Raw genomic sequence first — 14,700 nt, forward strand, 5'->3', positions numbered from 1 at the left:
TTGCTAGTTGTAGCCTATTTGGCATTTTGAATGACAGAGGAGATGTGTATCATGAGTTTACCGATCGTGTTTATCCACAGAGATAATGAGGCACATGTAGGCATCTGCATGCAGCAGGCAAAATTCAGCAACCCTTCCTCACGTGTCATTCTGATTGGGAGCCCAGGTAACAAGCAGCTTTGTGGCAATAACATAGAGCACTTCCTTTTGACAAATTACAATCAAAGCGCCCAGATTTTTTCTACTCATTACAAGCACTCCTCCCCCATAACCAGCTACGCTTACAATCTGTTTTGCTTTTTGCGCTGGTTCGTTCTGCGCGATTTTATGAGGAGTCAAGGCTTTGAGCGCTGCTGGTACTTTGATTCCGATGTGATGCTTTACTCCGATCTTAGCAAGATGAATACGGAAGAGTTCCCTAATTTTGAGTTTGAGTATTCGTGGACAACGGTCTGCGAATTGAGCATGCTCGATCAATTTTGCGACTATGTGACGATATTTTTTCGCGAACATGCTCACTACCAGATGCTGCTTGCCTACGCGAAAGAACATGGAGATGTACCCGTGTCAGATATGATTCTGTTTGTTTTTTTTCATAATTACGCCCTTCGCCGCAGTGCTACGTATGGAATGGTCGCCGATGGCTTTTTCGATCATAACCTGAATTGTCCTTTCCCTCCATTCGCTGCTCAAATTAATAGCTTGGATAATAAAAAACAAGTGTATCAAAAAGACGGAACGCTCTTTTGCAAATTCACCGATAAGAATGACTACCTCAAAGCCCATTCCTTGCATTTCCAAGGACATGCGAAAGCATACATTCCTTATTTTCGCTCACAGGTCATCCCGAACACAGACTATGCCATGTATTTCGACTACACGACCTGCACATGGGTGCGTGCCGATTCCTAATCCCAGCAAATTTTCATTCAAAACGAGCTGTACGCCGTGCCATTTTTTTACGTTTCTCCATATTCATAATATGTTAAGCTGTTCATCCTTCGCCAAGCGCATCATGGACAGGGGGGATTCTACTCATGAAGGCATTGATTACCGGAATAACAGGATTTGCCGGCGGTCACTTAGCTGAGTATCTACTGTCGCGGGGAGATGTGGATGTTTACGGTACATTCCGGTCCCTCACCAAAAAGGAGCAGCTGGGGAAACTATTCGATCAAGTCCATTTGGAAAACTGTGAATTGAAAGATCCCCAATCCGTAAATGAACTCATCCAAAAAATAAAGCCTGATCTTATTTTTCACTTAGCTGCACAAAGCTTCGTCCCCACCTCGGTGCACTCGCCCGCTGATACGATGGTGAACAATATCGTCCCACAATTAAACTTGTTCGAGGCTGTACGCAATCAGGCCGTCCCGTGCAAGATTCAGATCGCTTGCTCCAGTGAAGAGTACGGTCTGGTCTATCCCGATGAAATCCCCGTTAAAGAAACCAATCCCCTCCGTCCACTCAACCCGTACGCAGTCAGCAAGATTGCCCAAGATTATCTCGGGTATCAATATCATCACAGCTACGGACTGGCGATCATTCGTACCCGTACGTTCCATCACACAGGACCCAGAAGAGGTGAAAGCTACGTCACCTCTAATTTCGCCAAACAAATTGCCCAAATCGAGCTCGGTCAGCAAGAGCCAAAAGTACACGTCGGGAACCTCAGTGCAATTCGGGACTTCACGGATGTCCGGGATATAGTCAAGGCGTACTGGTTGGCTCTTACTCGAGGCGAACCTGGTGATGTATACAATATATCCGCTGGGACTCGTTACACCATTGAGGACATGTTAAAGACGCTGCTTGCGCTGACTGATGTACAGGTGGAAATACATGTAGACACTGATCGACTAAGACCCTCCGATATCGACATCGTATTGGGTGACTCTTCACTGTTTCGAGAAAAGACCGGGTGGAAGCCCGAGATTTCTTTTCAGCAAACGATGGAAGATTTGTTGAATTACTGGCGCACGGTGCTTCGCCAACCATAACAGCTCATGAATAACGTCGCGTGGATGATTAGAAAAAACTGGAGGGAACCTTATATGTCCATGCAATCCCTTCCTCTCGTTAGTGTGATCACCCCTTCGTACAACCAGGCAACATTCATCAAACGAACGATTGATAGCGTACTGACCCAAGATTATCCCCATATTGAACACATTGTGGTCGATGGCGCATCAACGGACGGTACGCAGGGCATTTTGCAGCAATATAACCATCTGCAAGACCGCTTCCGATTCGTTTCCGAGCCTGATCGCGGCCAAGCGCACGCCATCAATAAAGGGTTAAAAATGGCCCGTGGTGAGATCATCGGCTGGCTCAATTCAGATGATACGTATTTTCCCGGCGCCATTCGAAAGGCCGTGGCAGCCTTCCAGCAGCATCCCGATTGGGGCGTGGTTTACGGAAAGGGTCTCCATATCGATGAGTATGACAAGGTAAAGTATCCATACATTTGGATGGAGTTTGACAGAAAAAAATTGTTTCACCTTAACCTCATTTGCCAGCCAGCTGCTTTCTTGCGGAAACATGCCTTTGAAGCAGTCGGCGGTGTAAATGAGGAACACGACTGGTGCATGGATTACGATCTGTGGAACCGCATCTCCCTGCATTTTCCCATTGGCACGATACCAGAGTATTTGGCCAATTCCCGCTTGTACAACGGGATCAAAACGTTTGTCTATGAATTGGAGCCAGGGTTTTCCGAAATATTGAGTACGAGCGTGAGAAATCATGGCACGATCTCGAATGATTGGCTCCAGTTCTACACGCAAAAGTATTACCATCAAGGAGCATTTTGGTTCCTCCACAAGCTAAAAACGTATCAAGCTTTCGGACCCTCTCCAAAAATCATCGCGTCCAATCGCTACTCGGACTCCTGGGCTCCGCAAAACCTGCGTCTGACCATCGAAGCCAGTCATGGACCGATGTACGCTTTACTTCTCAAGGGAAGAAGTATCTCCCCTCTATTGCATTTCCATATCATGAGAAATGGCACACTCGTACACAAATTCCAAGTCACCCACACCAGTTTTCAAATTGCGATTCCCATTACCTCAGAAGGACAACAATGTGAAGTGAGTATTTTTAGCAGCCAGCAGCTCCTTCAGGACTCGCCAAACAATCCGGGAACCAAGCGATCTGTCAGCTATCACCTAGAAGAAATTCTCCCCCTTTCCTATGAGGAGTACCAATTTTATCAAGAATTCACTAAAGGCAAGGCCCATCTCGAAAAATGGGTTAATCGCAGAGTCCCATCGCCTCGAACTTGAATGCGGACGAGAAAGGCAGGTTGACAAGAATTGAATCTGGCGAAAAAACGGATTGTGGTTACTGGTGGTGCGGGATTTCTGGGAAGCCACGTCGTCAATCAATTACGCAAGTTGGACTGTACTGACATCTTCATCCCTAGAAGCCACGAATACGATCTTCGCAAAGAACATGATGTGAACAAGATGTTGCAAGACTTCCGGCCCGATCTCATTGTGGAATCGGCGCCAATCAAAAAAATCCCGGAAAGTACTTTTACGATAATTTGATGATGGGGACCCAGCTCATGGAGCAATCCCGCTTATTTGGAGTCGAAAAATTCGTGGCTATCGGAACCATTTGCTCCTATCCAAAGCATGCACCCGTCCCGTTTCGAGAAGAAGATATATGGAATGGCTACCCTGAAGAAACCAACGCTCCGTATGGCTTGGCAAAAAAAATGATGCTGGTCCAATCTCAAGCTTATCGTGAGCAATACGGGTTCAATTCCATTTATTTGCTCCCTGTCAATTTGTACGGTCCTGGTGACAATTTCGATTTGGAAACATCACACGTCATCCCTGCCATCATTCGAAAATGCGTGGACGCCATGCGAAATGGAGAGAAGAAGATCGTGCTCTGGGGAACAGGGAACGTCACGAGAGAATTTATTTATGTGGAAGATGCCGCACAGGCGATTATTGCTGCAACCAAGAGCTATGATCGCTCTGAACCGGTTAACATCGGCTCCGGCCACGAAATATCCATCAAAAACTTAGCCGAAATCATCAGGCAGCTAAGCGGCTTTCATGGAGAGATCGAATGGGATGACACCAAGCCTGACGGACAACCGCGACGCCTATTAGATGTGACCAAAGCAAAAGCGCTGTTTGGCTTCGCGGCACAAACATCCTTACTAGCTGGTTTAGAGAAAACGATTGCTTGGTACATGACGCATCCTCATCCGCAAGGGAGGATCCCTACATGAGAATCGGCATAAACCTGATGTCAGTCATACCTGGCAAAATCGGCGGCATGGAACAGTACGTAAGAAACCTGCTGGCCTACTCGATGAACGCAGGGGACAATCATCAGTGGTTTCTTTTTTTATCGTCTCACAATTTCCATACCTTTGATGCGCAAAAAAATGTACGTAAATTCATGGTTCCCGACCGTGGCAATGTGCACGAGATGTTACACTACTGGATTAACTCCCTGCAATTGAATTTGTGGTTCTGTCCGCTGCTCGTATTGAATCCAGCCGATGTCAAAATCCCTTCTGTGATCAACATTCCTGATATTCAACACGAATATTACCCGCAGTTCTTTGATGATCATTCCTTGCGCTGGAGACTGAATAACTATAAATCTTCTGCAGAACGCTGCAGCGCCGTACTGACACTCTCAGAGTTTTCCAAACAAACGATCATCCAAAAATTCGGGCTTCCTCCACATAAAGTGCATGCGATTCACTTGGATGCCTCACGCGAATTTACGTTGCCGCATGATGAATCACGCAACCAACACGTCCTGCAAAAATACAAACTGCCCAGCGACTATGGCTTTTTCCCTGCAAATACATGGCATCACAAAAATCACCTGAATGTATTCAAAGCACTGGTCACTTTGCGAGATAAACACGACATTCGAATTCCCATGGTTTTCACAGGCTTCGCTCAAGAGGCACACCAAAACGTCATGAATTACATCACGAATAACCAGCTATGGAACCAAATCAAATGGCTTCATTACGTACCGCAGGAAGAGATGCCTTACTTATATCGAAATGCGCAATTCCTTTGCTTCCCTTCGCTATTCGAAGGCTTCGGCATTCCGCTTGTAGAGGCCATGAAGTCCCATATTCCAATCGTTTGCTCCAATGCAGGTAGCATTCCAGAGGTGGTAGGTGACGCTGCTCTCACCTTTGATCCGAATATTTCGGATGATATCGCGGTGAAGCTCGCCCATGTTTATTTGTCACCTGACGTAAGGACTGACTTGGTTGCCAAAGGCATCCATCAAGCGAAGCATTTCTCGTGGGAAAAATGTGCATACGAAACATTGACGGTATTTTCTTCCGTCGCACACTAAAATCATTTGAAAGGAGGTCATCTTGGTATGTCGCGCATGCAGCAAATCCGGGAGACGTGGAGGAAGGAGCGCCGAATCCCGTTTCCGTTAACTGAACAAGAAACGTGGGATTTTTGGCTATTGGAAGCACCGACGAATGATTTCAAAATGTCGAAGGTTCAACACATTGGAAAAACGATGGGCTTACGTATCTTGATCGAGACAGGTACGTTTAAGGGCGACATGTTGGAAGCGATGAAGAACAATTTCGACTTGCTCGTTTCCATCGAACTCGATGAAGCATTGTTTTTGGCAGCAAAAGAGAAATTTTCAGGCGACAGTCATATTCACATATTCCAGGGTGACAGTGGAGAAATGATGACCACTCTGATGCATTCTGTCTCAATACCTTGTCTGTTTTGGCTGGACGGTCATTACATTCCCCGATCAACCGAGGCAGCCAAAGGAGTGCTGGATACACCAATCTTGCAGGAGCTAACTGCTATCCTGCAGCATTCTGTTTTGAATCATGTCATTTTGATTGATGATGCCCGTTGCTTTATTGGCCCCAATCCATTGCTGAAGGATTATCCTACCATCGAAGAACTGCGAGAATTCGTTCATTCTCTTCGTCCAGACCTTTTATTCGTCGTAGCAAATGACATCATCATGATCTACAATCCACTTGAAGGAGCAACGAATTCCATGAAGAAAGTTGACTTTCACCTGCCGTTCGATAATCAAACCTTTACCGTGTATGGGGATGACTCCGATCAAAGTGTCTTGTACTTTATCGAGTATTGTAAAGGATACTATGAAGATTATGTCATCCTTCCGCTAAAAAAAATCGTACAACCTGACTATATTTGCCTAGACATCGGAGCGAACCTCGGTACGATATCGCTCGCACTTAGCTATCTCGCACCCCAGGGCAAGATATACGCATTCGAGCCCTCCGATGTTAACTATCCGTATCTCCTGCGAAACCTATCCGAGAATCACATCACGAATGTCGAACCTTTACAGCTCGGTGTAGCGGATCGGAACGGAAAAATTCATTTTCAAGAAGACCCTCGCGGCGGCGGATGGTCTTACATTCCACATGACCCGGCGACCGTGGAGAAATCCACTCAATTTATCTCGTGTGTCAGGTTGGATGATTGGGTAGAAAAGAATATGATCTCCAGCATCGATCTCATCAAAATCGACGTGGAAGGATCAGAAATCGCCGTCCTGGAAAATGCCATGCGGACACTTAAGCAATGGGACCCGGATCTGATCATTGAATTTAGCCCAGAGAACATCAAGCAAAAATTCGGCAGACATCCGCTGGTTTTATACACTCTCCTGGAAAAATTGTTTACCCATATGTATATTTTCAAGCGGGACAATACGGTTGTGAAAGTGAAAAACTACAACCACTTATTAGACGAAATGAAACCTTTCCACGCTGATCTGTTCTGCACGAACAAGACTTTTCTCGATTAAGTGCACGCAATAAAAACATGGCTGCAGGCTCGCCATGTTTTTTGTTTCGCTGCTATTTGCAGCTTTTCATTACCATTCTCACCCCATCCGCTAGCTCCACTTCACCCTTCCATCCTAACGCTTGCAAGGGGCGAATGTCAGCCTGTGAGTGCATGATCTCCAGATCCTGATAGGCAATCGAGCCAAACTTCAAGATCGTCTTGGATTGAGTCAGTTGATGGACCAGTTGGACGAATTCTCGGATGGTTGTGGCTTTCCCTGTTCCTACCTGGTATTCGGCAAATCCACTCGGCAGGCTTGCCGCATGCGCCAGCAGCACGCGAAAGGCGGAAACAACATCCTCCACATAAACAAAGTCCCTCGCTTGCTTCCCTTCTGTCAGCCTTAGTTCAGGCTCATTGGCGAGACATCGTCTGATGACAGAAGCGACAAATTTATCGGCATTGTCATACGGACCATACATATGCTCCAGCCTGACGTTTATGAATTGCAAGGCAGACGATTCTGTCATGCTTTTTCCCCATTCCCTAAACTGACGCTTCGTCAAATTGTAGGGGCGTAGATGTCTGGATAATGAGAGGGGTGCACTTGAAAACGTATCTGTATTCAGAAAAACAGGAGTATCAAAGCGCATGGCCACGTCCAGCAGCTGCAGCGGAAAAGTCACATTGGCATTGACCAGCATGGCAGGACTTTCCTTGTTGCGTCCATAGCATGTGGCTGTATGGATAATCGCATCAATTTTTCCGTGTTCGATAAAAGGGACTTCCAACTGGCTCCGATCCATGTCATACGTAATCAAATCAGATAAAATGTCATGGATGCGCGAGCAATCGGAAGTGCTCCTTTTTAAAATGATGACGGTATGGCCGTCCAATCGAAGCGCTTTTACGAGATGGCTGCCGAGAAAGCCTGTCGCACCCGTCACAAGTACCTTCATTTGGGATCGCTCCCCTTCAACTGCTTGGATCTACTTCGCTTACACCCAGTTTAAATCAATGTTGTGAATTTGTTTTTCTTGCATGACTCTCCGAAAATGATCGGCTTTCGCTTTTAAGTCGGCGATGAGCCATTCGTGATTTTCTACCACGATCTTATCGATTTGCAAATGCAAATTATGCTCCACGATTTTTTCCAGCAGTTCAAATTCTGCTCCTTCTATATCGATTTTGATCAATTTGATCGGACGATTGAGCATTTGAATGAACTGAGTCAAATCGATGACCTCTACCTCTACATATTTCTGGATATCCGTTACAGGGTGATTGGTCAGAAGAGAAGAAGCATATGCTGATCCCGCTGGATCGGTATGATAAAGGTCATGCAAATGCAAGCGCAGCTTGTCGTTTTTATGCCATACTGCTTTATTGATACATACGACGTTTGGATACGACCCTACCCGTTTTAACAGCTCTTCAAATACGAATGGATTCGGTTCGAACGCAAAGACGAGGGCACCTTTATCTGCCATTTTTTGAGAGATGATGCCCATATTTGCTCCGCAATCGATTGCAATGTCCCCATAACTGATGGAAGCAAAAACTTCTTCCGTGTTCTCGTTCAGCACTCCCATTCCCGCTCCCCCTCCATTATCGGTCGGTTGCCCATGCAGCTTTCCCGGATTTCCACAGCTCTTCCAAGTACTTTTTATCTCGCAGCGTATCCATGGGATGCCAAAAGCCCGCGTGCTTGAAGGCCATCAGCTGATTAGCTTTGGCCAAGCTCTCCAGTGGCTCTTTTTCCAATACGGTCTCATCACCCGCAATGTAGTCAAATACGCCCGGCTCCATGACAAAAAAACCAGCATTGATCCATCCGCCATCCCCTTTCGGCTTCTCCTGGAATCCTGTAACAGAATTCCCATCGGCAATATCCAGCGCTCCGAATCGGCCTGGCGGTTGGGTCGTGGTGATGGTTGCAAGTTTATGATGAGTGCGATGAAATTGTACCAGCTGTCCAATATCCATGTCGGATAAGCCGTCGCCGTACGTCAGCATGAACGTTTCCTCTCCAACATATTTCTGAATCCGCTTCACTCTTCCACCCGTCCCCGTATCTTTACCAGTATCAATTAATGTGACTCTCCACGGAGCAGCGTTATGGTTGTGAAATGTGACCTGATTGTCGTTTCGAAAATCAAACGTTACATCAGAATGGTGCAGGAAGTAGTGCGCGAAGTACTCCTTGATCATATACCCTTTGTATCCCAGACAGATGATAAAATCGTCGAAGCCGTACTTGGAATATAGGGACATGATATGACAGATGATGGGCCAGTCTCCGATCTCAATGAGCGGCTTTGGACGAAGATGCGTCTCTTCTCCTATCCTCGTGCCATACCCCCCTGCAAGAATAACGACTTTCATTGGCTGCCCTCCTTCCTCTGTATGAGCGGCTGTGCGCTAAGTCTCATCTGTATACGCTGCGATTTGTTCCAAACAGATCGTTCGCACGTCTTGCTTTTGCTGATAAGCTGTATGCCAAGAAATGATACTGTCCAAGGTCTGTTCGAGCGACCACTTGGGCTTCCAGCCTAAAGCACTTTTTGCCTTGGAGCAGTCCAGCTTTAAATATTGCGCTTCGTGCCATGTTGATTCTGTTCGTTCCGTTTCAAAGCGAGCGTCTGATCCCCAACGCTCACACAGCTGCTGGACGATCCACTCTACCGATTTGGCATCTTGATCATTCGGACCAAAATTCCAGCTCTGCGCGTAATCCTTGCCATTCGCCCACATTTTTTCAGCTAGCATCAAATAACCCTTCAACGGTTCAAGTACGTGCTGCCACGGGCGAATCGCAATTGGATTACGGATGATGATTTTCTCTCCTTTTATCAAGGAACGTATGCAATCCGGGATTAAACGATCAAGAGCCCAATCACCACCGCCGATCACATTGCCTGCCCTGGCTGAAGCAATCGCTACACCGTGCTGATGATACTGGTCAGGGTGAAAAAAGGCGTTGCGATAAGAAGCAGTAACCAGCTCTGAGCACGCTTTGCTATTGGAGTATGGGTCATAACCGCCCAACCCATCCTGCTCACGGTATCCCCACACCCACTCCTGATTTTCGTAAACCTTATCGGTCGTAACATTGACAATTGCCTTGATTTTCATTCCGTTCTGTACGGACAATCTCGCTGCTTCGAGTACATTCACCGTGCCCATGACATTGATTTCATAGGTTTCGACCGGAAATTGATACGACAATCGCACCAGTGGTTGAGCAGCCATATGGATAATGATATCCGGGTTTGCTTGATTGATCGCTTTCTGGACGCTGTCCTTTGACCTGATATCATCGATGATCGAATTGACGAAGGAGCTGATTCCAGCACACGTAAATATACTTGGGTTCGTTGGAGGCGACAGCGCATATCCTGTTACCTTCGCCCCCAAGGAATGCAGCCATAAGCATAGCCATGACCCTTTAAAGCCCGTATGCCCCGTAACCAACACTTTTTTGTCTCGCCAGAAGGCTGTATTAATCATGCTGATCACCCTGGTTTGATATTTGCTCCAGAATCTCTGCCCATGTCATGCCCAGTCGAACGATATCTTCTTCCACCAACTGACTTCCCATCTGTACCTCGATGAATTCCAGCTCACTCGTCGCTTTGATCGCATGCTTGGCCCCTACTGGGATTTGCAGTACGTCACCAGGTCCAACCAAACGCAACTGATCGTCTAAGATGAAATCGCCAGAGCCCTCGACGATCATCCATATTTCGCTACGGTGGTGATGGTATTGATAGCTCAAATTTTTTCCTGCGTTTATATGGAGCCTTTTCGTTAATACCTCCACATCTTCTTCATTCTTCTGAAAATGCATGACCTGATACCAGCCCCACCGTCGCTCTTCGTACATTGGGCGCTTTGTCCAATCCAAGGCCAAATTTTTTACCATGTGGCTGTGCTCCTTGGTAGAAACCAGGATGCCATCCGGACTGGCCGCCACGATCATATCCGATAGACCGATGGACACGATGGGTATGTCCAATTCGTTGATAACGTGCGTATTCGTGCAGCTTTCATCGAGCAAGACCTTTCCGATTTCATTTCCGCTCATTTCTTCCGTCAGCGTATTCCAGGTCCCCAAGTCCTTCCAATAACCGTCATACGGTAGAACGACTACTTTCTCTGCCTTTTCTACAATTTCATAGTCAAAGCTGATTGCAGGCAATTGGCTATAGTTCTCATGCATGCGGTTGTATTCAGTAGGCAATCCTTTTTTCTCCAACTCTCGAATCAGATAGCCCAATCGAAAGGCAAAAATTCCACAATTCCATAGGGCTTTCTTTTCTACTAAATCCTGCGCTTGCTCAAGTGATGGCTTTTCTTTGAAGCTTTTTACTTCATTATAGGCAAAACGTCTTTCCGCCTTATCCGCTTCCGAATCAAGCCGCGGAACAATGTAGCCGTATTTCGTAGATGGATACGTAGGTTTAACTCCAATCAATGCGAGATTCGCTCCTGAGCTGAGAAGGACTTTCTCCAGCTCCTTGATTCTCTCCATGAATCGATCCTCCACGAAAGGATCGACTGGCATGATGGCTACGACCTCATCCGGGTTCATTTGCAAAGCAGAGTACAGATAAGTAACCGCCAATGAAATCGCAGGAAAGGTATCTCTTTTTTCTGGTTCCACGATCAAGGGAACATCTTCACCCAATTGGCTTTGGATCAAATCAACATGTGAGCGGCCTGCCGAAATATAAACCGGCTCCGACCATTTGCACGAGTCCAGCTGTCTCCACACTCTTTGAACCATCGCCTCTGGTTCGTTATGTGCACTGCGTATCAGCTTCAAAAACTGTTTTGATCTCACATCATTGGAGAGCGGCCACAGCCTTTTCCCTGAACCACCCGATAGTAATATCAGTTTCACCCAGGCCACCTCTATCCGTTTATCGTGTTGTATGCACCATCTTATGCGTTTGTCGTTGGGGATGCTCTACGGTTCAATGAAAATGGTCAAATAACACGAGGGATGATAGAAGCCTACATGAACTGAATCCAACGACTTGAAATATAATCGAAAAAGTAGCAGCCTCCTTGTGGTAGATGGGGAGCAGTAAAATACTTCATATAGTGCTTCGTATACCCTTGAAAATGAAGGGAAAACAACGGGAGGTATCGACTTGTTGCGATGTCCTTGCAGCACAAGGAACCGTTGATCGCGTAAATTTTCTTATATCCGTACAAATTCTCCACCGAAGCAGGATACTGAATATTCCCATCAATAAAGCCATCATGAAACAAGCCGTTCGTCATTTGGTAATCCTTGAATTGCGCGAGAAATAGCAAGGCCACCACCATATCGGTAATTAAAGGCTGGTTGAATCTTATTTGGTCCTTTCGCTGCATCGTGTATTGGACGACTTTCGCAAACGAGATAGGATTCGCAAAATGAGACGTCATGAAAGTGCAAAATTCCTCCAGCTTCTGTATATCAACGAAATTGGTCCATACGAATTCCATCATAAAGCTGTCAAAGCGCGGATGGTTCACGTCCGTATACAGCATAACATCCGTATCGATATAGCAACATTTTGGAATGTGGTGCTTCTTCATAAACGCCAGTAAAATAAACCATCTTTGAAAACAAAATAAATTGTACTCGTATGGCATGAAATGAATGTGCTTATAGACTCTCGTAAACTCCATAGCGGCATGCATGTAATTGTCTATCATCTCGTGATTGATTCCATGTGTCACATACCTTCTGTTTCCTACATTCCCTATCAAATAGACGGGCGAATGGGGGTTGCTTCTTTTCGCTTGCTGCAAGCTGTATGTGAGATAATCATCGTCTCCGCGATGGATGATCACAATAGGCAAGGGCATACGCTTTCCGCCTCCTTTTCTCCCCATACTTTATGTCTCTGGCAGACCTCAAGAAACGGGCATATGCCTTTTTTCCAAAAACCTGGTGACTGCCAAGCAACCTTGCACCACTTTGGGACGAAATTAATGCATCTATATCATTCCGTCGAGCACTGCTGAAACATATCGTATAGGGCGAGCACTGTGAAGGGGGACATGTCGATGGGAATATCTTGGACAGATCAGGAACCACTTGGTGGCTGCCATCCGTACTTTGCATCGTGGAAATGTGAAAAGTACACTGTTCGAAGTCATTCCTGAATCGATTCGGACCATTCCATCCGGCAGAAAGAATTGCTCCGTATATTCCGAAATCCGGGCATCGTTCCTGATATCCAGGTAAAATGAGCTCGGGTACACAAGATCAATCGATGCTTGTGTACCCGATTTACCATTCTTTCATAGTCTGATGGTAGTGCATGCTTTATTTTATGAAGTAAAGATGGGAGTGAATCTCGTGTCCCACCAACCCTTGGTGAGTATCATTACCCCTTCCTACAACCAAGGCCGGTTTATTCGTGAGACGATCCATAGCATATTGACTCAAGACTATGCGAACATTGAGCATATCGTTGTAGATGGAGGCTCAACGGATGCTACTCTCTCCATCTTGCAAGAATATGCACAAAATGATCCGCGATTCCGTTACATTTCCGAACCGGATCGCGGACAGTCTCATGCTCTGAACAAAGGCTTGGCAATGGCAAGAGGGGAGATTATTGGCTGGCTGAATTCAGACGACACATATGTACCCGGCGCCCTCATGAAGGCTGTTCACGCTTTTGCGAGTAACCCGGGTTGGGGCATGCTTCACGGCAATTGCTATGTGATGAACGAGTACGGCCAAGTATCCACCACCTACCCGTCAGAACAGGCTGACTCCAAGAAATTGTACCAGAGCTGCGTGATTTGTCAGCCATCCGCTTTCATCAGAGCTCACGTCTTCCGGCAAATGGGGGGCGTCGATGAAAAATTGCAATTTTGCATGGATTACGACCTCTGGATGCGAATCGCCAAATATTATCCCATTGGTTATCTCCCCCACTATTTAGGAAACGCTCGAATCCACACGACGTGCAAATCAGCTACCCAATGGCATTCAGTCGGTGTACCGGAAGTCTTGAGATCTCTTGCGAAAAATTATGCGTCCATACCCCATCATTGGATTTCGTACGTTCCACAGTACAAAGGCATGGGTGTACTTGACTTGCTCCGACTGTATAAGTCATTCCCATCCAATACAAACCGAATCGCAAGCATGAATCGCAGCATGGACTTGTGGGCGCCCCCTGTCCTGCGCGTCATCGTTGAATCGGATCCTTCTGCACCTGCACAAATGCTATTAGTAAAAGGCAAAATTCCTGGTTCCCCTGCAAAATTGCCGAAGCCGATTGTCTTGACTGCGCTCGTGAACGGAGTAAACGTCAAAAGCTATACCGTTGATAAGCCCACCTTTGCCCTCGAAATTCCGCTCGACCCGAATGCCACAAAGCTTCGGGTGGACATAGCGTCATCCAGTGTTGGCTTACCAAGCACCCCACAAGTCCAACAACGAATCGCAGGAGGATACATGGCAGAAGAGATCCTTCCTCTTTCCCATGACGAAGTAATCGTGTACAAAGCTTTTTCGAGGAGCTAACTATTCAGCTTGCGTAGAGCTTCGTTTCAATGACAGCCGCCGCTCCGGCTATGGCAAGCAGGAGTAAAACAGGATAGGCGGCTGGCACATACATATACAACCCAACGATCAGAGCTCCCACCCAAACTCCAATGCACCAATGGCAGCTCAACAATCTTCCTATCCATTGGCGCACCCTCCCGCCTTTAAATTGAAAGTCCCGAACCATTTGTCCTGACTCATCAGTTATATATACGACCTGGTAAAACGGTTTTCGCAGAAAAGACGTGATCTCATCAAAGACAATCAAATGCGTGAGACGAAAGCTTGCCAGCACTAAGATGATCAGATCGATCCACGAGAGGTCAAGCATCACAC

At 46.5% G+C, this 14,700-nt stretch carries 13 protein-coding genes and 1 pseudogene; 7 read left to right on the forward strand and 7 right to left on the reverse strand.

From position 1 onward, the window contains the following. Positions 1 to 51 precede the first annotated feature (51 nt). The 6 genes and pseudogenes from AB1L17_RS16450 to AB1L17_RS16475 all read left to right on the forward strand — a co-directional run bounded on the left by AB1L17_RS16450 (position 52) and on the right by AB1L17_RS16475 (position 6,819). Positions 52 to 912: a hypothetical protein gene (locus AB1L17_RS16450; protein ID WP_412845841.1), complete on the forward strand. Its 861-nt coding sequence runs from the start codon at positions 52 to 54 to the stop codon at positions 910 to 912. A 125-nt stretch (positions 913 to 1,037) separates the two neighbouring features. Then, positions 1,038 to 2,000 carry a GDP-mannose 4,6-dehydratase gene (locus AB1L17_RS16455; protein WP_412845840.1) on the forward strand — a complete coding sequence of 321 codons (963 nt, stop codon included), beginning with the start codon at positions 1,038 to 1,040 and terminating at the stop codon, positions 1,998 to 2,000. 54 nt (positions 2,001 to 2,054) lie between these two features. Then, positions 2,055 to 3,284 (forward strand): glycosyltransferase family 2 protein, encoded by a 1,230-nt coding sequence (locus AB1L17_RS16460; RefSeq protein WP_412845839.1) that lies wholly within the window; start codon positions 2,055 to 2,057, stop codon positions 3,282 to 3,284. Positions 3,285 to 3,385: 101 nt separating this feature from the next. After that, positions 3,386 to 4,249 (forward strand): annotated as a pseudogene (locus tag AB1L17_RS16465) (GDP-L-fucose synthase family protein); the annotation flags it as partial. Continuing rightward, positions 4,246 to 5,352 (forward strand): glycosyltransferase family 4 protein, encoded by a 1,107-nt coding sequence (locus AB1L17_RS16470; RefSeq protein ID WP_412845837.1) that lies wholly within the window; start codon positions 4,246 to 4,248, stop codon positions 5,350 to 5,352. The pseudogene AB1L17_RS16465 and the gene AB1L17_RS16470, both read left to right, overlap by 4 nt. 27 nt (positions 5,353 to 5,379) lie before the next feature. Next, the gene (locus tag AB1L17_RS16475; protein WP_412845836.1) at positions 5,380 to 6,819 is read left to right on the forward strand and encodes an FkbM family methyltransferase; all 1,440 of its coding nucleotides are present in this window, start codon (positions 5,380 to 5,382) and stop codon (positions 6,817 to 6,819) included. 52 nt (positions 6,820 to 6,871) lie between these two features. On the opposite strand, the gene AB1L17_RS16480 is transcribed toward AB1L17_RS16475, so the two are convergent. The 6 genes from AB1L17_RS16480 to AB1L17_RS16505 form a co-directional block, all read right to left on the reverse strand. Further along, a complete protein-coding gene (locus AB1L17_RS16480; RefSeq protein WP_412845835.1) occupies positions 6,872 to 7,759 on the reverse strand; it encodes an NAD-dependent epimerase/dehydratase family protein in 888 nt (295 codons plus the stop codon). Positions 7,760 to 7,798: 39 nt separating this feature from the next. After that, positions 7,799 to 8,392, reverse strand: coding sequence for an FkbM family methyltransferase (locus AB1L17_RS16485; protein WP_412845834.1), 594 nt, complete (start codon positions 8,390 to 8,392; stop codon positions 7,799 to 7,801). Positions 8,393 to 8,408: 16 nt separating this feature from the next. Then, positions 8,409 to 9,185 carry a glucose-1-phosphate cytidylyltransferase gene (rfbF, locus tag AB1L17_RS16490; RefSeq protein WP_412845833.1) on the reverse strand — a complete coding sequence of 259 codons (777 nt, stop codon included), beginning with the start codon at positions 9,183 to 9,185 and terminating at the stop codon, positions 8,409 to 8,411. 36 nt (positions 9,186 to 9,221) lie between these two features. Next, complete coding sequence (gene rfbG, locus AB1L17_RS16495) at positions 9,222 to 10,310, reverse strand: CDP-glucose 4,6-dehydratase (protein ID WP_412845832.1); 1,089 nt, start codon at positions 10,308 to 10,310, stop codon at positions 9,222 to 9,224. Next, positions 10,303 to 11,706, reverse strand: a complete 1,404-nt coding sequence (locus AB1L17_RS16500; protein WP_412845831.1) for a sugar phosphate nucleotidyltransferase — start codon at positions 11,704 to 11,706, stop codon at positions 10,303 to 10,305. The genes rfbG and AB1L17_RS16500 overlap by 8 nt, the downstream gene beginning before the upstream one ends. Positions 11,707 to 11,819: 113 nt before the next feature. Continuing rightward, the gene (locus AB1L17_RS16505; protein WP_412845830.1) at positions 11,820 to 12,665 is read right to left on the reverse strand and encodes a hypothetical protein; all 846 of its coding nucleotides are present in this window, start codon (positions 12,663 to 12,665) and stop codon (positions 11,820 to 11,822) included. A 496-nt stretch (positions 12,666 to 13,161) separates the two neighbouring features. On the opposite strand from AB1L17_RS16505, the gene AB1L17_RS16510 reads away from it, so the two are divergent. Then, complete coding sequence (locus tag AB1L17_RS16510) at positions 13,162 to 14,343, forward strand: glycosyltransferase family 2 protein (protein ID WP_412845829.1); 1,182 nt, start codon at positions 13,162 to 13,164, stop codon at positions 14,341 to 14,343. Between the two features lie 4 nt (positions 14,344 to 14,347). On the opposite strand, the gene AB1L17_RS16515 is transcribed toward AB1L17_RS16510, so the two are convergent. Further along, positions 14,348 to 14,695, reverse strand: a complete 348-nt coding sequence (locus AB1L17_RS16515) for a DUF1360 domain-containing protein (RefSeq protein WP_412845828.1) — start codon at positions 14,693 to 14,695, stop codon at positions 14,348 to 14,350. Positions 14,696 to 14,700: the final 5 nt, after the last annotated feature.

Origin of the sequence: Brevibacillus jepli (assembly GCF_047229145.1) — a bacterium.
Taxonomy (GTDB): domain Bacteria; phylum Bacillota; class Bacilli; order Brevibacillales; family Brevibacillaceae; genus Brevibacillus.

Excerpts from the sequence above, each read along its gene's own strand:
- AB1L17_RS16455 (WP_412845840.1), top strand. The coding sequence starts at position 1,038 with ATGAAGGCATTGATTACCGGAATAACAGGATTTGCCGGCGGTCACTTA.
- rfbF (WP_412845833.1), bottom strand. The coding sequence starts at position 9,185 with ATGAAAGTCGTTATTCTTGCAGGGGGGTATGGCACGAGGATAGGAGAA.
- AB1L17_RS16460 (WP_412845839.1), top strand. The coding sequence starts at position 2,055 with ATGTCCATGCAATCCCTTCCTCTCGTTAGTGTGATCACCCCTTCGTAC.
- AB1L17_RS16515 (WP_412845828.1), bottom strand. The coding sequence starts at position 14,695 with ATGCTTGACCTCTCGTGGATCGATCTGATCATCTTAGTGCTGGCAAGC.
- rfbG (WP_412845832.1), bottom strand. The coding sequence starts at position 10,310 with ATGATTAATACAGCCTTCTGGCGAGACAAAAAAGTGTTGGTTACGGGG.
- AB1L17_RS16470 (WP_412845837.1), top strand. The coding sequence starts at position 4,246 with ATGAGAATCGGCATAAACCTGATGTCAGTCATACCTGGCAAAATCGGC.
- AB1L17_RS16475 (WP_412845836.1), top strand. The coding sequence starts at position 5,380 with ATGTCGCGCATGCAGCAAATCCGGGAGACGTGGAGGAAGGAGCGCCGA.
- AB1L17_RS16505 (WP_412845830.1), bottom strand. The coding sequence starts at position 12,665 with ATGCCCTTGCCTATTGTGATCATCCATCGCGGAGACGATGATTATCTC.
- AB1L17_RS16480 (WP_412845835.1), bottom strand. The coding sequence starts at position 7,759 with ATGAAGGTACTTGTGACGGGTGCGACAGGCTTTCTCGGCAGCCATCTC.
- AB1L17_RS16485 (WP_412845834.1), bottom strand. The coding sequence starts at position 8,392 with ATGGGAGTGCTGAACGAGAACACGGAAGAAGTTTTTGCTTCCATCAGT.
- AB1L17_RS16450 (WP_412845841.1), top strand. The coding sequence starts at position 52 with ATGAGTTTACCGATCGTGTTTATCCACAGAGATAATGAGGCACATGTA.